Source organism: Planococcus sp. ISL-110, assembly GCF_018613575.1.
Lineage (GTDB): Bacteria > Bacillota > Bacilli > Bacillales_A > Planococcaceae > Planococcus.
In genome coordinates this window covers 29,889-50,117 of the sequence record NZ_JAGGPX010000018.1, presented here as the reverse complement: position 1 = coordinate 50,117, position 20,229 = coordinate 29,889, and the positions used below count along the sequence as shown (strand labels likewise).

The window sequence follows — 20,229 nt, the reverse complement described above, 5'->3', positions numbered from 1 at the left end:
ATACGCGTGCCCACTTGGCCAATCGAGTCAATTGGCGTCCCGTCTTTTTCCAAGACCAATGCGTCATCCCCGTTAAAATTGATCACACTATTGTTTTGCAAATCTCCTTCGTACTGAATCGCCGAATCTGCGCCACTATTATAAAGAACTACCGTATCACCGCTTGCAACAGTACCGGAAAGGGCTATTTCACTTTGTGCTGATGTGCTGCCATTTGCATACAACGCTACTGAATAAGGGCTCAACTCGATGGAAGCACTTGTCCCGTTGTAAATTTCGAGTGCTTTGTTTAAGCTGCTGCCTTCAACGTATTCCGAAATAAAAAGATCGCTTGCTGGTGCAGCTGCTTGAACCGTCATTTGTGAACTAGGCACCCACAAGCTCGCAGCCATCCCCACTGATAATAGAGCTTTAACTGATTTGTTCCATAATCTTTTGTCCATCGTAATGTCATCCCCCTTTTTTTCTGTAAAAGTGTTTCTGTTTGTACTGCTTGTTTTCTTACTTTCTTCTACCAAATTTTACAAATTATTAATATTAAATTATTATATTTACAATTTTTTCTATTTATATATTAAACCTTACCGAACGCGTTCCTCTGAGTCAATGGTATTTAGCAAACCTTACATAAAGTTAATAAAACGCAAAAAGCTCTGCAAAAATTGTTTGTGTGCCAGCCACTTAAACAATTTCTACAGAACTTTCTAACTCATTTGCCGCTCATCGGTTCATCAACAGCTCCGATGAATAAAATTAATCCGGTTTCCGCGTCTTCAATCGTGATGGAAACTACGGGGAATTCCCGCAAGTACTGCACCTGCCCTCTGAATGTGCGCTGACAAAGCGAATGTATCCTTTTTTCCAGCAAATCTACTTTCTTTTCATTCTCTTCGGAGTTCATTGGAAAAAGGGGGAATGTAACTTAATTACCAATAAGTTACATTCAGATTCAGAACAAAAATTAATAAGAACTTAAAATTTAATATGAATTACATACTTTCTTTTTTTCTCTCTTTTTTGAAAAAGTTATACAGACTAACAATTCCAATCACGCCTAGAGTAAGCATTCCGATGCCATGGAATATTGATTTAGCCGTTTGACTAATTGAATCAGTACTACTAATCGCAGCTGATCCTAAGACAAAAAATAAGATAACCGCGAACAAGATTCTGTTTTTCATATAAATCCCCCCTTCTTGTTTGACCTGAATAACTTGCTGAATGTAACTTAACTGCACTTAAGTTACATTCAGTTTCAGCCATACTGTGATTATTTTTCGTTTAGTTCAGCTGTCCATTCTTCGAACCATTCATGTGGCAATTCTAATTTGGAGAGGTCCATCTTCACCAGTTTTTCGTGAGAATAAAACTCATACCAATACAAATTCCACTGAGCTTCAATGTCCCTAGCAATACCAAAAGCTAATTGATCTTAGTCATCTAAATCTTCTTCCCAAGCCATTGTTAAATTATCGCACCACATGCAAAAATCAACTTGAGAAAATTGGTTTTCTTTCTTGCAGACTTCATCTAAAAGAGTCTTAAGATTTTCATATGAATGCGGAAGATTAATGCTAGTTTTATTCCAATTCCACTCCACAAGGTAATCCGCCTCTTTTAGTACGGTTCATCAGCAGTGCAACTTTATGATTTTCATTTTTCACCAATAACACCATATTAAAATTATACTCAAAGAAAATTTATCAGAAAATAAGCGTTCGTTAAAGTACACTTTTACAAACAAAAAATCAGCAGTTATATCACAAACCGCTGATTTTACATTTCTTCAAGTCTCGTTAAATAGATAGTTTGCAAAGATAGTTAATGGCTCTTTTTTCGAAACAATACTTTACTAACATCAACCTATCTTTGATAGAAACTTATGTAGATAAAATCGTTAGCACTATATCCAATTTGTAGAATTGTATCCTGTAAATTCATATTAAACTTTTATAGTATAAAGAAGAAAAATGAATTGTGAAATTTTAATGGAATTGCTGTTTTGCTTGTTCCAAAGCTATTAATTTTTTACTTAGTGATACTTAAGACTGCTTGTTCAGCTGAGCGAATTGCACCTTCGAGATGTCCGCCGAACTGTGGACTCGTTTCAGTGCCTGCAAATAGAATTTTGCCTTCCCATATTCCTGCTTTTGGCGGCTTCCCGTATACAGGAAAATCTCTTAGAGGAACTAAGTCGTCCTCTACCGTCGTCTCCACATCTCTGGACCAGTCCTTATACAAGATCGAACGTACATTTTTGGCATCGGGTCCAAAAAGACGAACCAATTGAGCAATGATTATTTCTTTTAGTCCATCCTCTCCTAGCTCTTGGCGCATTGATGCCTGCATGCCAAAGAAACCGAATAGCGCCCCGGGCCCTTGACTAGGTGAAGCATCGTGAATTTCCTGCAAAGGACCAACCCAGCTTGTCGCAAACCCCGACAGCCCAGCATCCCTCCAAAAAGGACGATCATAAACTGCAACTACTTTCGCCTGTCCGGCCATCCATGTAGGCTTATTGAGTAAATCCGTCATTACATCTGGAGGTAGCGAAGGTGAGAATTCAATGTGCTGAGCTACAATCCGAGGGGGCAAAGCTAAAATGATTGCACTTGCAGAAACTTCTTCTTTTTTTCCATTAGCAAGCTTTGTGTCAATTGTGATAGCGCCAGTTTGATCTAATCGAATTGCTGTTACACGTTTTCCTAGTTCGACTGTATTTGATGGAAGAGTCTTTTCAATAGCGCCAATAAGGGATTGGACGCCGCCACGGAATCGCATGGATTTTTCCATGGCGCCTTCTGCCAGGATTAAACGTTGAGGCGGTCCATTAAGGCTTCGCTCTGACACCATGGCGCCTTCGGTGTATTGTTCAAACGTATCCAGATTCAGGCGGCTGACAAGTTCAGCAATCGACTTCTCATACTGTGGCCAAAACCAAGTCGGGCCAAGGTCAAATCTGCCAAGATCCGGCCTGTTCGGAACAGAAGCACTCAAAGTCCTTCCACCAATTCTATCCCTTGCTTCTAAAATACGACAGTCAATGCCTTGTTCAGTTAGTAATGATGCAGCGCGCAGGCCACTTAAACCTGCCCCGATGATGACTACTTGATTGTTCATATGTTTTCCCCTTTCTAACACTATATAAATAAATTAACTTGAGAAATATCATAACATTCTAAGAAAAACATACAACAACAGGAAGAAACTATAGAACTGGAATAACAGAAATAGCTCCTTCCACTCTGTCCCTTTTCACGTTTGTAACATAATCATATTCAGTAGAAGGAAAAGTAAACCAACTGACAAGGACGCAAATGTAACCGTTCGTAAATGTGTTAAAACACTTTACGAACGTTTTTCAGGCATAATAAAGAGAAATGAGTATTTTAAAGGTGAACTATGGAACATCGCAAATTTGGTTACATACGTGTAAGCAGCAAAGATCAAAATGAAGGCCGTCAAAAAGAAGCCATGAGAAAAATGGGGATCAATGAACGGGATATCTATCTGGACAAGCAAAGTGGCAAGAACTTCGAGCGAACTACCAGCTACTCAAACGAATCATCCGAAAAGGTGACATCTTATATAGCCATTCGCTTGATCGGTTTGGCCGGAATAAAGAAGAGATTCTGCAGGAGCGGGAAGGAATTGATCTGGCGTTCAGTTTGTCAGACCTACCGTTTTTGTTTCAGAAGAATTTAGAGAAGTTTATAAAAAATGGAAAGCTAAAAAATTAACAGCAGTCCAAGCAATGCAAGAAGCTGGACTAAAAAACCAGTTTTTATAAACTAGTAAAAGCACTTGAAGAAGAAACAGCTAACATTTCGTAATAGAAGAAAAGTTTTGAAAATACTTCTAAATCTTTGCAATCCGTTTTAAACTTATGAAAATGAGTGACGAAGATATTATGTGCAAAATAACAGTGAAAGTCACAAACCCATTTCATAGGGCGCTATTTGTGTATATTTTCTCCCACTAACCCACCCAGCGCCGGCGCGTCCACGGGCTAGGCAGAGCGATGAAACAGGTGCTCTTCCTGGTTCAGTGCGGGAGCCATGCCCAAAGCGGCCGAAGCGTTTCCAGAACCCCCCAAACTTCCACACCCCTCATATTTTTCCAAACTCCTCTTTACATCCCTCACCTCTTCCTCTACACTAAACCCATCGGGAACAACCCGAACACAAAAACCGCATACCGTTTACTGCACTAGGGGTGCCCATTATGGCTGAGATGCAAGCGCAAGCTTCGATCCCTTATAACTCGATCAGGATAATACCTGCGTGAGGAAGTGCGGCGCATTTCTGAAATAATTCCTTTTGATTATTTGTAGACTATGGCTGCATCTTCGCGGATGCGGTCTTTTTTGTGCAAATTTTTAGGAGGAATGTTGATATGGAACCATTGCAATGCGGCACCAGCCCGATTGTCGGATTTCGCTTTTCGCTCTATCCGATGACCGGTGATTTCATCAAAGTAATCAAAGGGGCCTTGAACGGGACGGACACTTCAAACGTCTGGATGCATACAGATGACGTCTCGACTGTGATCCGTGGAAAACAGAATCATGTCTTTAATGTCGCGAAAGCACTGGCTTTGCATGCCGCAAAAACCGGGCAACATGTTGCACTCTCCGGTACCTTTTCAATCGGCTGCCCCGGTGATTCGTCAGGCGATGTCTATCTGGAAAAAGACGATGTACTGCTGAACACCGACAACACCAAGCAATATGTTTCTTCCCAGTTTGCGCTGTATCCGATGAACAATCCGGATTACATGGCACTGATTTACAAGGAAGTAGAGCGTGCCAAACGACAAGGCGTTTTCAACGACTCGATGCATTACGCCAGCGGCATCCACGGCGATATCCATGAGGTTTTCGCCTTTTACGAACAAGCATTTACAACTGCCCGCTCCGAGGAACATCGCCATTTGGTGATGACCGTATCAATGAGTATCAACAGCCCGTCTCACGGAGGTGCGTGACGTGTTGAAATCATGGAAACTAAAAGAAGTGGTCTTGATGTCACTGTTCGCGGTCGTCTTCGGCATCGTTTATTTGCTGTTTGTCCACGCTGCAAATATTTGGGCAGCGGTCATTGGCCCGCTCGCCTATGAATGGATGTTCGGCATCTGGTTTATCGTGTCGATCATCTGCATGTACATTATCCGCAAGCCAGGTGCTGCCTTCTTGTCCGAAACCATGGCAGCCGCGATTGAAGTGCTGATTGGCAATGCCATGGGACCCCGGCTGATCCTTTCCGGCGTCATTCAGGGCCTCGGCGCTGAAGCCGCGTTCGCATTGACCGGCTACAAGCACTTCAACATTCTGGTGCTGATGCTTGCCGGCATCGGGTCGGCGGTTTTCAGCTTTGTCTATGGCTATTTCGTTTCGGGCTATGCCGCGCTAGATCCGTCATTTGTCGCTTTGATGTTCACGATACGCGTTCTGAGCGGAGCCATTATTGCCGGCATCGGCGGCAAGTATATCGGCGATGCCTTGCTTGCGACTGGTTCGCTCCGCGGCTATGCGATTGCACGTGCGAAAAAAGGTGATGTGAATGCCTGAAGAGATTTTCTCCTTAAGCGGTCTGTCGTTCCGCTTTCCCGAAGACGAAGCAAAGACCTTAAACGCCATTTCTTTTTCAGTCCACCGGGGCGAACGGCTCGTCATCTCCGGTCCGAGCGGCTGCGGCAAAAGCACGCTGCTGTATTTGCTGAATCGCCTCTATCCGGAAAACTGTGATGGCCTAGTGGATGGGGAAATCAAGCTGTTCGGAAAATCGGCCAACGGCTACGCTCCAGGTGAAATCAATCACCGTGTGGCCACCGTTTTTCAGGATCCCGATTCGCAGTTTTGCATGCCGACCGTTGAAGAAGAGCTGGCGTTCACGCTGGAAAACCTGCATACGCCCTTTGCAGAAATGGAGCCGCGCATCACGGCGGTTTTGGAAAAGACTGGACTTGCGCATCTGCGGAACACCGTCATTCAATCCCTGTCCGGAGGAATGAAACAGCGCGTGGCGACCGCTTGTGCGCTGATCATGGATCCGGAGGTTTTATTGCTCGATGAGCCCTTGTCTCATTTGGATCCCTATACCGCCAGGCAATTTGTCCACTGGCTGGAAGAGCTGCAGCAACAATCCAATCTGACCATCATTGCGGTCGAGCACCGTCTGGACAGCTGGGAATCTTTTTTCGGACGCGAACTCGAGCTGGGCTGCGACGGACGCATCGTGGCAGATCAAAAATTCATGCCCAGGCACCCGGTTTCATTTCCAAACCGGCAGTGTGTCGCTCAACCGGCGATGGCTTTGCGTGCCGAAGGGCTGTCTGTCACCATCAAAGACAAACAATTGCTCGCCCCGCTGGCGTTTACGGTCAACCGAGGCGAAGTGGTGGTCATTGCCGGCCCGAATGGCAGCGGCAAGTCGACGCTCGTCAAATCGCTATGCGGCATTTACAAACGGAACACAGGAACAATCGAATCGGACGGAATCGGCTACGTGCCTCAGTCTCCGGAATACCTGTTTTTGACGCAAAGCGTTCACCAGGAAGTGGCGTTTTCAGGGGCCTCCAGCCAACCTGAGCTTGATGGCTTGATGGCCAGTCTGCGGCTTGAGGAAATCCGTGACGCGCATCCTTTCGCAATCAGCCACGGTCAAAAGCGGCGCGTGGCGATTGCGGCCATGCTCGCCGATAAACGGCCGGTGCTGGTAATGGATGAGCCGACGTCCGGGCAGGATACAGCTGCCCTTCTGGAGCTGTTCGCCTTGATTGACCAGCGTGCCAAAGGGGGCACAACTTTGCTGATTGTGACGCATGATATGGAGTTTGCCGCAAGCCTGGCCGATTCGGTGCTGCTGATCAAAGGGGGCCAATTGACTGGCAAATTCAAAGCAAAAAATGTCTGGAGCAACGAAAAACTATTGGCGTCGCATCATTTGCTGGCACCGAAAGGAGTGGCCCACCTTGCGGAATCTTTTGCATAGCATGAACCCATCTGTCAAGTTCGTCCTGGTCACCGTTTCGATGCTGACCATTGCGTTTTTCTTCAACCCGTGGACGCCGCTGCTTTTTTGGCTCGGCATCATCCTGCTGCAGCTGACGATGAGCCGCATTAATTGGAAGCTATGGCTCCTGTTCATGCTGCTGTTTTCAATCGGCGCTTTCGGTTATTTATGGACCACGGTCGTTTTTGGCGCAGACACTGGCGGAACCGTCATCCTTTCATTTGCCGGCATCGACGTGACCGATGAACAATGGGCACGCGCTTTGTCACTGGCGTTCCGTGTCATGGCGTTCTCCACCCTGTCCCTGCTGTTCGCCTTTACCACCGATCCGGTGAAATTCATCATGAGCCTTATGCAGCAGCTAAAGCTGTCGCCAAAGCTGGCATATGGAGTCATGGTCGGCTACCAGTTCCTACCGGTTATGAAAGATGAATTCATCCAGATCCAGCAGGCGCAGCGGTTGCGCGGTGCAGAAACAGAAAAGCGCAGCTGGCAGCGGCTATTGGCCATGCGCCGCGTGTTGATTCCCATGCTTGCAGGGGCTGTCCGGAAAGCGGAACGTTCAGCATTTGCCATGGAAGCACGCGGCTTTACCGGTGAGCCGAGAAGCGCCTATTACCGGCCAGTGCGAATCGGCCGGACCGATTGGCTGATGTCGGGCGTCTTTCTTGCTATCCTGCTTGCCAGCTGCATTGGCGGCAGCTGGATGAGCTGACACTCTGGAATCATCGGCACTGTATATAAGTACGGCGGCGTCGGTTTTTTCAAACTGCAAGCACAGGGGCTGCCATACTTATCGACAGTTATTACTTAGGATCCGACAGCCATCTAAAAATAACGACCTTATTAAAACACCTAACAGCAATCCGATTCGCAAGATTTCCCAAACCTGAAATCTGCGAATCGGGGCGCTATTTTTTCTTATGTAGTGACTTCATATAAATCGTCTAAAATGAATAAAACGCCACCTAAAGGCAGCGTTCATTTACACTATTTTCATTCATTGTTTCTTAGCTCTTGAAGCAGTTCATCCCCATCCGAATATTCAATCTCCCCAATTTTTCCTTTTTCAGGGGCAATTGCATTACCCTCGAAATTGAATTGACTTGAATCACCGTTTTCATCTGTATATTCTACTTGGAAAGTGAAGTCGTATAGTGTTGTTTCGTTTTCGCTTTGAGCTATTTCAATAGTAGAAGTGTTTAAGTTATAATCGCCATCAAAACTAGAATACATAAATGCAGGAGCTTGATTTATGAAATTATCATAACCGTTCTCTGTAAAATAAGATGCATAGGTTTCTTCCGTATAGCTCATAAGTTCTTGGTATTCAGGTGATTCCAGAAAGGCTTCATAATCATCAATATATTTGTCTGAAGTTTGAGCTTCCGCCATAGCTCCCCATAATGCCTTGTACTTTTCGTCTGGCCCATTGAATTCCTTTTCGATAACAGCCCGAATCGCTTGTTCACTTTTATCGGCCGTCTTTTCCGCTTCTGCTTGGTTGTCCTCTGTTGCACTATCAGCTGAACAACCCACAATCAATAAACTAGTGAAAATCAAAAACAGAATACCGATAGCTTTTTTCATAATTACGTGTTCGCTATTTTTCGTACAATACATAAAATTACCTCCTCATAATTTTTTAAAAAATCTCTAATATTTCTTCCATCAAACGTGTTGATAATAGTAATACGAAAGAAACCTTAAACAGGTTCCCTTTTTTACAATTAACTTCCATTTATATGTTGCTACGAAAAAAATAAACTTTCTCTTCCTTTAAATTAGAATTAACAATTGAATTGTTTACTGCTTTTTACTTTAGCTCTTGTTACCTGTTTTGAATTTCCAACATATAACCTTATGTAGTTTTTTACATGTGCAACCAAACACACCGTTTGTTCCCAGACTTTCTATCAATTATAATGAAAGCAGTTACACGATTCGATTTGAGAGGGAGGAATTTCTGTGAATGGATTTCAACTGCTCGACGAACACGACAACCGGATCTATTTTGTTTTTACACCCCTTTACCCGCATTCGTTTCCGTGGTTCGAACAGCATTTGGAAACAGTGCTGGAAAGAATCGAATCCAGCCCTCCCTCAGGCGATAGGCATCTATGGATCTTAAAAAGAATTGCCGTCATCTGCGAAGAAAAAATCAGTTACTTTCCTGACAATGAATTATTGATTGAACCAGATGCATTCCAAGGATCTTCCATCCTTTCAGGTTACATAATATTATTATTTATCAAACATTCTCCTTCTACTCCCTTTGAACTTCACCCAATCAAAACAGTCGAAAACCATTCGAACTTTGAAGATGCCCAAAAAGCAGCCACCGAGCAATTGGCTCTCCTGAAAACGGCATCCCCCGACATTGAAATAAAAGCATTGGGTGCAAAAATGATTTACAGCATCTCCTTAAAATAGTTGGTTCAATGCCATTCTTGAGAAAAAATACCATTGCCACGGCTTNNAAGCCGTGGCAATGGTATTTTACTGGTACTAAATTTTTCGGGAAGCATTTTTCTTTTATCGGCGAGATCCACTCTTTTCCGTCATCTCCTATATTCCTGACGGCACTTTTTTGATGAGGAGAGACCCGTTGTTCGCTATTCAATGTCCTACCGCTTTTTCCTATTGATCAAATAAACCAAAAAAGCAACACATAAAATGATGATTGCGGTTCCCCAATCGACCCGCCCCGCTTCTTCGTCCAAATCGGCTTTGGCCAATCCCTTTTTTGTTTCAGCCGTGGATGCTCCAGCAATCTGCGTTTTGATCACTGCATGGTGAATCGCCGTTCCCTGTTGCGTTTTTCCGCCATCCAATAATTCAGTTTCTGTTGGAAATCGGGCTGCAGTCAGCCGTTCAAACTGAGCCTGCAGCAGAACAGCGGATGCTGCTTCACTGACTGCCATATTGCTGTACGCCGGTTTTTCATGTGTTCCATAAGCTTGAGCCTGACCAGCTAACAACAGGCACAGCATCAGCATCGTTTTCTTCATCTGCCTCTGCTCCTATTTTAAGTGTTCCGCCTCGCTCGGTTTTCCGGCAGTGCTCAAACTCACCTTTAAACCACATTGTTCTTGCAGCAGCACATCCCTTTCTACCGGCAATCGCTGTTCCACAGTTGCTGAGCAGAGCATCTGTGAACAGCGATTGCGTCCATATTTCCTTTAATTACACATCAAGAAATCAGTTTAAGGCATGCTAGTGCTTGATCGATCACACGGAATCCAAAAGCGAATAGGCGGCATCGGGCCAACACGCCAGTTTGATGTACCACAAATTCAGGGTCACGGCCTGTTTCTGAGGAACTATCAGCTGTTCCATGCTATTCCAGCAAGCAAACTCAAGCCTCGCTTTCCACCTCCACTTAATTTCCCTATCCCGACTTTCTCTATATTGCTGTTCTCATATACCTTATCACAAGTGATAATGATTATCAATATCACCAAGAAAATAGCAAGATGCTTTTTTCTTTTCCAGCTTTCACACACTATATGATCAACTGCCGGAACGCTGTTTCACCTCCTTTTTTGCCACACCAATAATCCCAGCCCAAAGCGGGCGAAGCGCTGTGAAACAGTTAAATTCCTCACAACACCTTTCCTCCACTCGCTTTCAGCCCATAAAAAAAAGAGCTGAATGTCAGCTCTCTAGTGTTCCATAGGTAATATCATCTTCATCTCTTGCATTAAAGCCATTTTTTACATGGACAATCGTTCGCAAGATCAATTTAGCTTTTGGATGTTCCAGTATCCAACGTTCATCTGGAACAATTTCAAACTGCTGCATGACCGTATCCTTTGATTTGACCGAGCCTGCAAACTCCATCGTTTGCTTAGCGACAATGGTTTCATAAAAATCAAAGTCACTGTCGTCACGTGTATCTTCGACGAGCCGTACGACATTCAATTCGATAAAATCGATGGTCTGCTCTCCATCACCGCCATCCAGATAAATCGTGCCGTTCAACGTCTCGCCTTCTTCCAAATGCGGCCGTTCAACAACCGTGTTCACTTTCAACGAGCCAATGCCGATAGATGATAAAAAATCCTTAAACTTCATAGCGTAGAAACCCCCAAATTTTGTTAATCATTATATACCACAACTTCGTTGTTTCAAAACAATCTTATAGTTCAGTATAATCGTATTGGTTCTCTAAGTTAGTCTCATGTCTATTATAGCGCCGTTTAAATAGTTTATAAAAATGAGAAATCAAAACCCGCAGCAATGCATACATTGGTATCCCAAGAATGACTCCGACGATGCCGAATAGGGATCCTGCAGTCAAAAGAACGAAAATGATGGTTACAGGATGGATGAACAAGGTTTTCCCCATGACCTGCGGAGAAATCAAATTGCCTTCTACCACTTGCACAACCGTCCAAACAATTGCCAGTTTAATGAGCATGAACGGAGAGGTGACCAAAGCAATGATGGCTGCCGGGGCTATGGCGATCGCAGGCCCAATATATGGCACAATGCTAGTGACCATGGCTAAAACGCCCAGCAATAAGGCATAATCCATACCAATGATCAGGAACCCGATATAGACCATGACCCCAATGAAAAATGCAACAATCAGCTGGCCCTGTATATAGGCACTCAATTGATGATCCGCTTCTGTTAACACTTCACGAGTATCGTCACGGAATCTTGGCGGCAATAGCTTCAGGAAATACTCCGGCAACTTATCGCCATCTTTCAAAAGATAAAACAAGATGAAAGGAACGATGACCACCGACAAAATAACGCCGGTTATGGTCGAAATCAAACCGGTGACTCCTGTAATGATGCTGGTTACTGTATTTTGCAAGGTATCGGCAATATTCGCGGGCAGCGTAGCCATCAATGTATCGATTGTAAAGTTGGATTCGCTGTAATAATTACCGATAAACGAAGTTCTCAAAAACGCATCCACATCTGTCAGCAATTGCATGAAATAAACCGGAAACTCTTCGATCAAGGTTTGAAATTGGGAACGCAAAAACGGAAATACCAAGACGATCAACAAGGTAGTCAACCCGATCAAACCTAAAAAGATGATGATGATTCCCCAGATGCGCGGTATTTTAAACTTCTCGAGCATGCGCAATATCGGCCGAAGCAGGTAAAAGAAAATCAGCGCCAAGACAATCGGCAAAACGACTGTTTTCATAAAAACGCTGAGAGGATGGAAAATAAATGAAACTTCCCAGAAAATAAAGACCACCAATCCAAGCAATAACAACGAAATTAGCGTGAATAGGGTATTTCTCCCACCTAAAAATTGGATATACCCGGTGGCAAAGAATGATGGTTTACCTTCTGACTGGCCAATCTTGTCCTCTGGCTGCATAAGCTTCCCCTTTTCTAAATAGACTTTATACCTTCATGATATCATAATCACTGATGATTTAGTCTAAGGGTTGCGACAAATATTCACTTAATGCTTGCCTGTTCTGCACGAGATTTATGTCGAGAACCGATCCCGCATGCGAATAACTTCCATAAGTAAAGCTGTTTTCAACAGGCAAAGTCAATCGCTGTACTTCCCCGCTCCCGCCGGTTGCCAATTGCATCGACAGTTTGAATTGGTCGGTCAATGGCATATCGGTTTGGACATAGCCCTGCAACGCTCCCGCCAATTTCGGATATTTCGGGAAAGCGGTGAAGCTGACCAACTCATCTTTCATGGCTGCAATCACTTGCTGCTGACGGCGGACCCGTCCAAAATCACCTTCATTATCAGCGCGGAAACGGGCATAGCCCAATAGCTCTTTGCCGTTCAGGTTTTGAACACCTGGCGTCAATGAAACACCGATATTTTCAGACATCGCTTTTTCAACATCGATTTCGACACCGCTTGGTGCAGCTACATCTACCAGGCTTTCAAAACTTGAAAAATCGATCAGCGCATAATGATGGATTTCAACCCCGAACATGTGTCTCAATGTATCTGCAAGCAGATCCACTCCACCTAGATAATAGGCTGTATTTAATTTATAGGATTGATAGCCGGGGATATCCGCATAGATGTCCCGCATAAATGAGGTCAGTTTGATTTCACCGTTCACTTTGTCATGAGTTGCAAGCATCATTGTATCTGTACGGGACTGCTCTTCTCCACGCGAATCAACACCAAGCACCAGAATATTTTCATAATCTTCATTTGCTGCATCTCCATTGAATGTAACGGGTTCTTGCTCAGAATTGTCTGCTAAACTGACACCACTTTTATATTGTATGAATGCATACGTGCCAATAGCGATTAAAACGACTAGGAGCAGGAAGACGATGCCGCGCAGCCGAAATTTTCTTCTTTTGCGTCTTTTTCTTTTGAGGGGTTGTAGTTCTTCTTCCATAATAAATGCACTCCTTTCTAAACTTTTACGTCAATAAGACGCTCTTCTATGCATTAAGTTTCGGCAATCCTTCTGATTTATTGAGTTTGACCATAGAAATAGTCTTTTTATACCGGTTCAGGCGATTATTGATAGACTGTAAAAGTGAATATCTTGTTAAATCGAGCAGACTACCCACCATCCTTTTTCCAATCACGATGGGCATTGTTGCCAAAATGAACCCGAAACAGCATCTTTTCCAGCACATAAAGTTCATGTTCGGCTGTTTCAGTACATTTTTATTGTCCGCAAATCAGCTGAGTGGTAAGATTTTTCTTACCACAATAATTTTCAGATGGATAACCAACTTTTCCATCATCTTAGTTTCCCTACCCGAGAGGAGCCGACAACATGATAGAAAAAGCGACGTTTGCAGGCGGCTGCTTTTGGTGCATGGTCAAACCATTTGACCAGTTTGACGGCATCGAGCAGGTCGTTTCAGGATACAGCGGCGGACATATAGAAAACCCTACATACGAACAAGTGAAAGCCGGAACAACCGGCCATTTGGAAGTTGTCGAGATCACGTTCCAGCCGGACATTTTTCCATACGAACAATTACTTGATATTTTTTGGCAGCAAATTGATCCTACAGATGACGAAGGCCAATTTCAGGACCGCGGTCCTTCCTACCGGGCATCGATATTCGTCCACAACGAACGGCAGCGTGCGATTGCGGAAAAATCGAAGCAGGAACTCGACCACAGCGGACGTTTCGATAAACCTGTCGTCACCCAAATTCAGGAGGCGTCTCCATTCTATGCTGCAGAAGATTACCATCAGGATTTTTATAAGAAAAACGCAGAACACTATGAGAAAGACCGGGCAGAGTCTGGACGGGACAAATTTCTTTCCGACGTCTGGCAAAAAGTTGACGCTTAATGCGTCAACTTTTTTTCCCCCTTTTCCATTGACGGAATAATCCGCCATCTTCCAGAGTGGCATCAAATTCATTTTATTTCCATTATCAGTTTAGGGAGGAACTCGATTGAAGATCATTGAAGCCATTGACCCTATTATTATGCAATTGGTGATTGTTCCGGCGATTGTCATCGGAATTGGCGTTTTTCTCGCTATTCTCACTAATAAAGTCTACATCGGTCCGATTGCAACGATGTTTTTGACTTTAAGCTATAATCTTTGGTATTTTACTTCTTTCTTTCCAAATTCAGAACTGTCGTTCACCATGATTTCGTCCTGGTGTATCATTTTCCCTTTAATTTCCCTTTATCTTTCCTGGATAGTTGTGCTTCAGCCCTATGCCATTAAAGATTTTTTTCTGGTAGACCCGAAAGAATAAATGGCTATAAGTTGCCCTACTCATCTTTTACTGCCGATATTCCGCAATACAGCCAAAGTGGCATCGGAAATAGTGATTCTGAAGGCCAATTTATTCGTTCTTTTTATTAAGCAAAACCGCGAAAATGACCATTAAAACTATAAAAACCAGAAACATCAGCAAGGTGATGGTGTGATTGCCTGTTTGGTCGTAGACAATCCCGATCGTCAGGGGCATGAAAGCTGAAATGATGTAGCCGCCTGACTGTGTCATTGCCGTCCAGCTATTGGCTTCATCAGCAGAAGTTGTCTCATCGAGCGGCATCAGCAAGGCAATCGGAAACAATCCGCCCAGTGCTATGCCGATAAAAGCTGCCGCTATCCAAATGCTGGCCAAATTGCCGAACATCAACAGCAGGATTCCCAGCGTCCCAAAAGACAAGACGATCAATATCCAACCTAAGCGATTCGGAAATTTATTAAAAAACAGCGGAATGCTGATATTCCCGGCGATTTGTACCGCTGACATCAAGGTCAATACGCCGCCCGCCGCCAATACAGACAAGCCTTTTTCAATTGCGATCGGCGCAAGCCAGGTCAGCAAGGAAAAGAACAAAGCCGATTGGCAGCCGAAAAACAGCAGCATATACCAAGCCCGCTTGTTTCTCCAGGGCGATACCTGGACGTTTTTTTCAAGCCCCGCTTCTTCTGCCTTCACCTCAGCAGGCTGTTCCACACGCAGCCAAATGATGACTGCCACGATTGATAACAAACTCCAGCTGGCAATTGCCAGTGGCCAATCCGCAACGGTATAGAAGACACCTGTCAGTCCGGCTGACAACGTCGCCCCCAATCCCATCCCGAACGAATAAACTCCGATCAGTGCCGCAGTCCGCATCGGGAAATCACGCTTGATCATCGCCGACAGCAAGGGGCTGATGATGGCAATCGCCAACCCGATGAAAAAGGCACTGGCAAGCAGAACCGGATAGGTCGGCATAAAGCCCCTAACCAATGTAAACAAGCCAATGGCCAGCAGCAATAGGGCAATGGACCGTTTCAGGCCGAATTTCCGGCCGAACAGGACGGCTAATGGCGCAAATAACCCCATACAGAAAACAGGAACCGCCGTAAGCAAGCTGACCTCGCTATTGCTTAAATCCAAATCTGCGCGAATGGGCTCGAGCATCGGACCGATGGACGAAATGGCCGGACGCAGGTTCAAAGCGACAAACAAGATCGCCAAGACCATCATGCCCATTGCTGGATTTTTTTGCTTTTCAATCACGTTTTTTCCTCCTGTTAACAAAATTAAGTGTGTCGATCCATATTTTTCAAGTAAAAAAACGGCACCGGCGCGTCTACTTGCTGGGCGAAGCAGAGCATGAAATGACTGATCTTAAGTTCAACTTCTATTGGTGCTCAGACGAATCAGAAGAAACACCAGAAGGCGGAGAAAAGCGTCCACCTGGAGTGAGTTCTTCATTAATTAAGAAGCAAAAAAACAAAATAGCGCATTTGCTGAATTTCAAGACATTATATTCTATTCTGCTGTAATGATCAGTACACAACGCCAAACTTGTGTTCTCCACCTTCCATCATTTAAAATAAAGGTGTGAAAGGCGGGTAATCGATGAAGCTCGTAAACTGGAGTTACGCAAAACGCTACAACATAAAAGCGCTTTTCGATGAATTCCCGCATGTTGTCGTGTTGTTTCGCCAAATCGGCGGCTACTACTTTATCTATTCGATGAAAGGCCTGACGCCGGAACACATCCCCGGCCGGCGTGACTATGTACAGATGGAGTATTTGCTGAATAAGGAACTCGGCATGCTGGAAGCATATGTGAAACGCAAAACAAGATAAACCAAGCTCATATTTTTAGTTTATCCGAGACCACGGGCGATTGCTATCGATTTCCGTGGATTTCGTGGTATACTCTTCTTATTGTGAAATTTAGGAGGTACGTATAAATGATAGCTGTAAATGATGTAAGTCTTCGCTTTGGTGACCGCAAACTATTCGAAGATGTAAATATTCAATTTAACCCCGGCAATTGCTACGGATTGATTGGTGCCAATGGTGCCGGCAAATCGACGTTCATTAAAATTCTTTCCGGTGAACTTGATGCACAGTCTGGAAATGTCTATATGGGATCTGGCGAACGCCTTGCTGTATTAAAGCAAAACCACTTTGAGTTCGAAGAGTATGCTGTTCTTGAGACGGTTATTATGGGCCATAAGAAATTATATGAGGTCATGTCCGAGAAAAACGCCATCTACATGAAGGAAGATTTCTCTGATGAAGACGGCATGCGCGCTGCTGAGCTTGAAGGCGAGTTTGCAGAATTGAACGGTTGGGAAGCTGAATCCGAAGCCGCGATCCTGCTGCAGGGCCTTGGCATTTCTGAGGATCTGCACGACAAGAAATTGGCTGAACTATCCGGTTCCGATAAAGTGAAAGTGCTTTTGGCGCAGGCTTTATTCGGCAAACCCGATGTTCTATTGCTGGATGAGCCGACCAACCATCTGGACTTGAAAGCGATCCAATGGCTGGAAGAATTCCTGATCAACTTTAACAACACTGTCATCGTCGTATCGCATGACCGCCACTTCCTGAACAAAGTATGTACGCATATCGCCGATCTTGACTTTGGTAAAATTCAGCTTTATGTCGGAAACTACGACTTCTGGTACGAATCAAGCCAATTGGCTACCCGTTTGGCCTCGGATCAGAACTCGAAAAAAGAGGAAAAGATTAAAGAGCTTCAAGCCTTTATCACCCGCTTCTCCGCCAACGCTTCCAAATCGAAGCAGGCGACATCACGGAAGAAAATGCTTGATAAAATCGAACTGGATGATATCCGCCCTTCTTCCCGTAAATATCCGTTCGTCAACTTCACCATCGGACGCGAAATCGGCAACGATGTGCTGACGGTGAAAGATGTCAGCCAAACAGTTGACGGCAAGCAATTGTTGAACAACGTCAGCTTTAATCTGAACAAAGACGATAAAATCGTCCTGGTCGGTGATCCGCTTGCAAAATCGGCGCTTCTCCGCATCCTCGCTGAAGAAGACCAGCCGGCATCCGGTACGGCTCGCTGGGGCGTCACCACTTCACGCGCTTACTTGCCGATCGACAACAACCTCTACTTTGAAGGCAGTGAATTGTCATTGGTGGATTGGCTCCGCCAGTACTCACCAGAAGACGAAAGCGAAACGTTCCTTCGCGGCTTCCTCGGCAGAATGCTGTTCTCCGGCGAAGAAGTGAAAAAGAAACCTTCTGTTTTATCCGGTGGCGAAAAAGTGCGCTGCATGCTGTCGAAAATGATGCTGTCACACGCCAACGTCCTGTTATTGGATGAGCCGACCAACCACTTGGACCTTGAATCGATCCAGGCTTTGAACAATGGCATGATCGCCTTTAAAGGTGCCATGGTCTTCACTTCCCATGACCATCAGTTTATCCAGACGGTTGCAAACCGCGTGATTGAAATCCGTGAAGACGGTTCGATCCTCGACAAGCAATTGGGCTACGATGAATACCTGGAATGGAAAGATACCCAGGGAATCACAAACTAAAATCGAATATCTGCCATTCCAACAGCAGGCGCACTCATTTACACGAGCGCGTCTGCTGTTTTTTTTACGACAAAGAAAAGCCGCGGATCTTCGCAGATCCGCGGCTTTCTCTATGCTGCTTTATTTCATGAAACGTTTCACCAAACGGCCAGCAGGCAATTTGGAAACGTATTTATTACTTGAATTGGATACTTTTTTGATAAAAGCCAATAAGTCTTCGTCCCCTGTCCAATGCTCTGTAATGACTTCCGCCGGGAATTTGTTCAGTATCGTGTTGATGACAAATACCGCAACCACAACATCATCCAGGAATCCTGCAGGACCAATCAAAAGCTCTGGCAGGAAATCAATTGGTGCGATGAAATACATGATACCCGCACCGACTGCAGCCTTGCTTTTCGAATCAATCCGGCTGTCCAGCATCAATCTCGTCAGCAGGTGGAACAAATCCGGTGCGAACAATACATAGCCGCTGACCGTTCCGAATATTTTAGGTTTGGAGTCCACCCAATTCTGTACTTTTTTGCGGAGCTTATAGTAAAAATCTTCTTGCTTTTTTTTGCTTGGCATCGGTTTTTTTAAATATTCATCGGCCATTCCTGTATCCTCCTTATTCTTTCGATTACGCAATTAACGAGTATCACTCATTATTTAGAATATCAATGTCACATTTGTCGCTACACGTTCTTTATCGGCTACGCCTTCATACACGGTGAATTTTACCGGTTGGCCTGGTACCAGTTTCCGGAAGCCCTCGACATTGATATTGATTTCCTCGAAAAAGAAATCTTCCCCATTGTCACCTGTGATCATGCCTATGCCTTTATTCTCATCAAATGATTTCACTTTGCCTTCCATTCATAAAACCTCCCATAATTCTCTTTCGCCAGTCATCTATTTATACCCTGCGTCCATAAATAAAAACCTTTATCGCGGCTAACCGTCCAGGCAGTTTGGCATTACTGAAAAAAATATGCCCCTTCGATTAAAGCCAGTAAGGTGCAACGATAGAGCGGTATAGAAAATTCTGGGAGTGGATTGCCGTATAATTTATAGTGACCGTAAAAAAGAACCGCTCCCGAGAGAGCGGTTCTTGGTCATTAAGCTTTAGATACGTTTGTTGCTTGTGGTCCACGGTTGCCTTCTTCTACTTCGAACTCAACACGTTGCCCTTCGTCAAGCGTTTTAAAGCCTTCACCTTGGATTGCTGAGAAATGTACGAATACATCGTCTCCGCCTTCAACTTCAATAAAACCAAAGCCTTTTTCTGAGTTAAACCATTTTACTGTTCCTTCTTGCATATAAATTACCTCCCAAGGTAAAAAAATTTTCAATATGGAATCTTTTCAAATAAAAAAATTCACATATTCCCTAAAGTACCATCACGTGCTGATCACTTTTGGGAATATGTGAATAGCTGTAATTGGTGAAGAATTCATATTGTTAATGTAATTATATCAAATTGACTACAAAAGTCAAATAAATCTAAAAACTTATCTTTGGTTTGCCATTAGAAAGCCAAATCAAGCCGTGAAATATCTGTAAATCCTCTTCGCATTTATCGCAATATTCCATTTCTTCTTCATTCCAATATGCGGTAAAGGCAGGATCCCTTTTTTCGCGTCCAGAAAATCGACGGCTAAAATCCCGTTCAAGTTCTTCCAGATAATGCTGTGCCTTCTCGGCTGACTCGAATTTCTGACGTGAGATGACTTTCTCTTCCCAGCCATCAAACATCCACCAAGGTTCATAATCAGCTCGGATATAGACGATTTCGTGCATAGCAATCCGCCTCGTTTCTTTCTATTTAGCATTGTGCCAAAATTTTTTGGGCTTGTAAAGTGTTTCGCCTAATCTTCCCTACGGATTCGAAAGTTTGTATTGACTTCCTCTTTCACGTAAAATACAAGGTAGAGAAGGCATTGATATGAAACTTTTCAGTGTCCAGGACGTATAGATTA

At 44.2% G+C, this 20,229-nt stretch carries 22 protein-coding genes, 2 pseudogenes and 1 riboswitch; of the genes and pseudogenes, 10 read left to right on the top strand and 14 right to left on the bottom strand.

Annotation, left to right across the window (positions count from 1 at the left end; genetic code table 11):
* Nucleotides 1-23 precede the first annotated feature (23 nt).
* From J7I83_RS18130 to J7I83_RS12785, 4 genes and pseudogenes are all read right to left on the bottom strand, one after another.
* Nucleotides 24-359 (bottom strand): annotated as a pseudogene (locus J7I83_RS18130) (lamin tail domain-containing protein); the annotation flags it as partial.
* Nucleotides 360-989: 630 nt separating this feature from the next.
* Nucleotides 990-1,181, bottom strand: coding sequence for a DUF2964 family protein (locus J7I83_RS12795; protein ID WP_215101323.1), 192 nt, complete (start codon nt 1,179-1,181; stop codon nt 990-992).
* Between the two features lie 251 nt (nt 1,182-1,432).
* Nucleotides 1,433-1,600, bottom strand: coding sequence for a hypothetical protein (locus J7I83_RS12790; RefSeq protein WP_215101322.1), 168 nt, complete (start codon nt 1,598-1,600; stop codon nt 1,433-1,435).
* A gap of 428 nt (nt 1,601-2,028) precedes the next feature.
* A complete protein-coding gene (locus J7I83_RS12785; RefSeq protein WP_215101321.1) occupies nt 2,029-3,120 on the bottom strand; it encodes a flavin monoamine oxidase family protein in 1,092 nt (363 codons plus the stop codon).
* Between the two features lie 282 nt (nt 3,121-3,402).
* On the opposite strand from J7I83_RS12785, the pseudogene J7I83_RS18210 reads away from it, so the two are divergent.
* From J7I83_RS18210 to J7I83_RS12760, 5 genes and pseudogenes are all read left to right on the top strand, one after another.
* A pseudogene (locus J7I83_RS18210) lies at nt 3,403-3,833 on the top strand (recombinase family protein).
* Nucleotides 3,834-4,201: 368 nt separating this feature from the next.
* Nucleotides 4,202-4,307: riboswitch (TPP riboswitch) on the top strand.
* An 88-nt stretch (nt 4,308-4,395) separates the two neighbouring features.
* Nucleotides 4,396-4,986: a Ykof family thiamine-binding protein gene (locus J7I83_RS12775; RefSeq protein ID WP_215101320.1), complete on the top strand. Its 591-nt coding sequence runs from the start codon at nt 4,396-4,398 to the stop codon at nt 4,984-4,986.
* 1 nt (nt 4,987) lies between these two features.
* Nucleotides 4,988-5,569, top strand: a complete 582-nt coding sequence (locus tag J7I83_RS12770) for an ECF transporter S component (protein WP_215101319.1) — start codon at nt 4,988-4,990, stop codon at nt 5,567-5,569.
* A complete protein-coding gene (locus J7I83_RS12765; protein WP_215101317.1) occupies nt 5,562-6,992 on the top strand; it encodes an ABC transporter ATP-binding protein in 1,431 nt (476 codons plus the stop codon). The genes J7I83_RS12770 and J7I83_RS12765 overlap by 8 nt, the downstream gene beginning before the upstream one ends.
* The gene (locus tag J7I83_RS12760) at nt 6,973-7,728 is read left to right on the top strand and encodes an energy-coupling factor transporter transmembrane component T family protein (protein ID WP_215101315.1); all 756 of its coding nucleotides are present in this window, start codon (nt 6,973-6,975) and stop codon (nt 7,726-7,728) included. Before J7I83_RS12765 ends, J7I83_RS12760 begins: the two co-directional genes overlap by 20 nt.
* A 281-nt stretch (nt 7,729-8,009) precedes the next feature.
* On the opposite strand, the gene J7I83_RS12755 is transcribed toward J7I83_RS12760, so the two are convergent.
* Complete coding sequence (locus J7I83_RS12755; RefSeq protein ID WP_251047636.1) at nt 8,010-8,636, bottom strand: hypothetical protein; 627 nt, start codon at nt 8,634-8,636, stop codon at nt 8,010-8,012.
* 345 nt (nt 8,637-8,981) lie between these two features.
* On the opposite strand from J7I83_RS12755, the gene J7I83_RS12750 reads away from it, so the two are divergent.
* Nucleotides 8,982-9,446 (top strand): hypothetical protein, encoded by a 465-nt coding sequence (locus J7I83_RS12750; protein ID WP_215101313.1) that lies wholly within the window; start codon nt 8,982-8,984, stop codon nt 9,444-9,446.
* 194 nt (nt 9,447-9,640) lie between these two features.
* Here the strand turns inward: J7I83_RS12750 and J7I83_RS12745 are convergent, their stop codons facing one another.
* The 4 genes from J7I83_RS12745 to J7I83_RS12730 all read right to left on the bottom strand — a co-directional run bounded on the left by J7I83_RS12745 (nt 9,641) and on the right by J7I83_RS12730 (nt 13,369).
* Nucleotides 9,641-10,024 carry a hypothetical protein gene (locus J7I83_RS12745; protein WP_215101311.1) on the bottom strand — a complete coding sequence of 128 codons (384 nt, stop codon included), beginning with the start codon at nt 10,022-10,024 and terminating at the stop codon, nt 9,641-9,643.
* 646 nt (nt 10,025-10,670) lie between these two features.
* On the bottom strand, nt 10,671-11,090 hold the full coding sequence (locus J7I83_RS12740; RefSeq protein ID WP_215101309.1) for a sporulation protein: 420 nt from the start codon (nt 11,088-11,090) through the stop codon (nt 10,671-10,673).
* A 64-nt stretch (nt 11,091-11,154) separates the two neighbouring features.
* A complete protein-coding gene (locus tag J7I83_RS12735; protein WP_215101307.1) occupies nt 11,155-12,363 on the bottom strand; it encodes an AI-2E family transporter in 1,209 nt (402 codons plus the stop codon).
* A gap of 58 nt (nt 12,364-12,421) precedes the next feature.
* On the bottom strand, nt 12,422-13,369 hold the full coding sequence (locus tag J7I83_RS12730) for an LCP family protein (protein ID WP_215101305.1): 948 nt from the start codon (nt 13,367-13,369) through the stop codon (nt 12,422-12,424).
* A gap of 390 nt (nt 13,370-13,759) precedes the next feature.
* Between J7I83_RS12730 and msrA the strand changes: the two genes are divergently transcribed.
* Nucleotides 13,760-14,290, top strand: a complete 531-nt coding sequence (gene msrA, locus J7I83_RS12725; protein WP_215101303.1) for a peptide-methionine (S)-S-oxide reductase MsrA — start codon at nt 13,760-13,762, stop codon at nt 14,288-14,290.
* Between the two features lie 106 nt (nt 14,291-14,396).
* A complete protein-coding gene (locus J7I83_RS12720) occupies nt 14,397-14,708 on the top strand; it encodes a hypothetical protein (protein ID WP_215101301.1) in 312 nt (103 codons plus the stop codon).
* 90 nt (nt 14,709-14,798) lie between these two features.
* Here J7I83_RS12720 and J7I83_RS12715 read toward each other — a convergent pair whose 3' ends face one another.
* On the bottom strand, nt 14,799-15,974 hold the full coding sequence (locus J7I83_RS12715) for an MFS transporter (protein WP_215101299.1): 1,176 nt from the start codon (nt 15,972-15,974) through the stop codon (nt 14,799-14,801).
* 345 nt (nt 15,975-16,319) lie between these two features.
* Between J7I83_RS12715 and J7I83_RS12710 the strand changes: the two genes are divergently transcribed.
* Both J7I83_RS12710 and J7I83_RS12705 read left to right on the top strand, forming a co-directional pair.
* Nucleotides 16,320-16,553 (top strand): hypothetical protein, encoded by a 234-nt coding sequence (locus J7I83_RS12710; protein ID WP_215101297.1) that lies wholly within the window; start codon nt 16,320-16,322, stop codon nt 16,551-16,553.
* Nucleotides 16,554-16,660: 107 nt separating this feature from the next.
* A complete protein-coding gene (locus tag J7I83_RS12705; protein WP_215101295.1) occupies nt 16,661-18,268 on the top strand; it encodes an ABC-F family ATP-binding cassette domain-containing protein in 1,608 nt (535 codons plus the stop codon).
* Nucleotides 18,269-18,388: 120 nt separating this feature from the next.
* Here the strand turns inward: J7I83_RS12705 and J7I83_RS12700 are convergent, their stop codons facing one another.
* The 4 genes from J7I83_RS12700 to J7I83_RS12685 all read right to left on the bottom strand — a co-directional run bounded on the left by J7I83_RS12700 (nt 18,389) and on the right by J7I83_RS12685 (nt 20,050).
* Complete coding sequence (locus J7I83_RS12700) at nt 18,389-18,865, bottom strand: YkvA family protein (protein WP_215101294.1); 477 nt, start codon at nt 18,863-18,865, stop codon at nt 18,389-18,391.
* 54 nt (nt 18,866-18,919) lie between these two features.
* Complete coding sequence (locus tag J7I83_RS12695; protein WP_215101292.1) at nt 18,920-19,126, bottom strand: cold-shock protein; 207 nt, start codon at nt 19,124-19,126, stop codon at nt 18,920-18,922.
* Between the two features lie 242 nt (nt 19,127-19,368).
* Nucleotides 19,369-19,569: a cold-shock protein gene (locus J7I83_RS12690; protein ID WP_215101290.1), complete on the bottom strand. Its 201-nt coding sequence runs from the start codon at nt 19,567-19,569 to the stop codon at nt 19,369-19,371.
* A 184-nt stretch (nt 19,570-19,753) separates the two neighbouring features.
* Nucleotides 19,754-20,050: a DUF1033 family protein gene (locus J7I83_RS12685; protein WP_215101288.1), complete on the bottom strand. Its 297-nt coding sequence runs from the start codon at nt 20,048-20,050 to the stop codon at nt 19,754-19,756.
* Nucleotides 20,051-20,229: the final 179 nt, after the last annotated feature.

Coding starts and splice junctions, on each gene's coding strand:
- J7I83_RS12740 (WP_215101309.1), bottom strand. CDS start 11,090: ATGAAGTTTAAGGATTTTTTATCATCTATCGGCATTGGCTCGTTGAAA.
- J7I83_RS12755 (WP_251047636.1), bottom strand. CDS start 8,636: ATGTATTGTACGAAAAATAGCGAACACGTAATTATGAAAAAAGCTATC.
- J7I83_RS12685 (WP_215101288.1), bottom strand. CDS start 20,050: ATGCACGAAATCGTCTATATCCGAGCTGATTATGAACCTTGGTGGATG.
- J7I83_RS12785 (WP_215101321.1), bottom strand. CDS start 3,120: ATGAACAATCAAGTAGTCATCATCGGGGCAGGTTTAAGTGGCCTGCGC.
- J7I83_RS12775 (WP_215101320.1), top strand. CDS start 4,396: ATGGAACCATTGCAATGCGGCACCAGCCCGATTGTCGGATTTCGCTTT.
- J7I83_RS12690 (WP_215101290.1), bottom strand. CDS start 19,569: ATGCAAGAAGGAACAGTAAAATGGTTTAACTCAGAAAAAGGCTTTGGT.
- J7I83_RS12695 (WP_215101292.1), bottom strand. CDS start 19,126: ATGGAAGGCAAAGTGAAATCATTTGATGAGAATAAAGGCATAGGCATG.
- J7I83_RS12730 (WP_215101305.1), bottom strand. CDS start 13,369: ATGGAAGAAGAACTACAACCCCTCAAAAGAAAAAGACGCAAAAGAAGA.
- J7I83_RS12735 (WP_215101307.1), bottom strand. CDS start 12,363: ATGCAGCCAGAGGACAAGATTGGCCAGTCAGAAGGTAAACCATCATTC.
- msrA (WP_215101303.1), top strand. CDS start 13,760: ATGATAGAAAAAGCGACGTTTGCAGGCGGCTGCTTTTGGTGCATGGTC.
- J7I83_RS12745 (WP_215101311.1), bottom strand. CDS start 10,024: ATGAAGAAAACGATGCTGATGCTGTGCCTGTTGTTAGCTGGTCAGGCT.
- J7I83_RS12765 (WP_215101317.1), top strand. CDS start 5,562: ATGCCTGAAGAGATTTTCTCCTTAAGCGGTCTGTCGTTCCGCTTTCCC.
- J7I83_RS12705 (WP_215101295.1), top strand. CDS start 16,661: ATGATAGCTGTAAATGATGTAAGTCTTCGCTTTGGTGACCGCAAACTA.
- J7I83_RS12700 (WP_215101294.1), bottom strand. CDS start 18,865: ATGGCCGATGAATATTTAAAAAAACCGATGCCAAGCAAAAAAAAGCAA.
- J7I83_RS12795 (WP_215101323.1), bottom strand. CDS start 1,181: ATGAAAAACAGAATCTTGTTCGCGGTTATCTTATTTTTTGTCTTAGGA.
- J7I83_RS12710 (WP_215101297.1), top strand. CDS start 16,320: ATGAAGCTCGTAAACTGGAGTTACGCAAAACGCTACAACATAAAAGCG.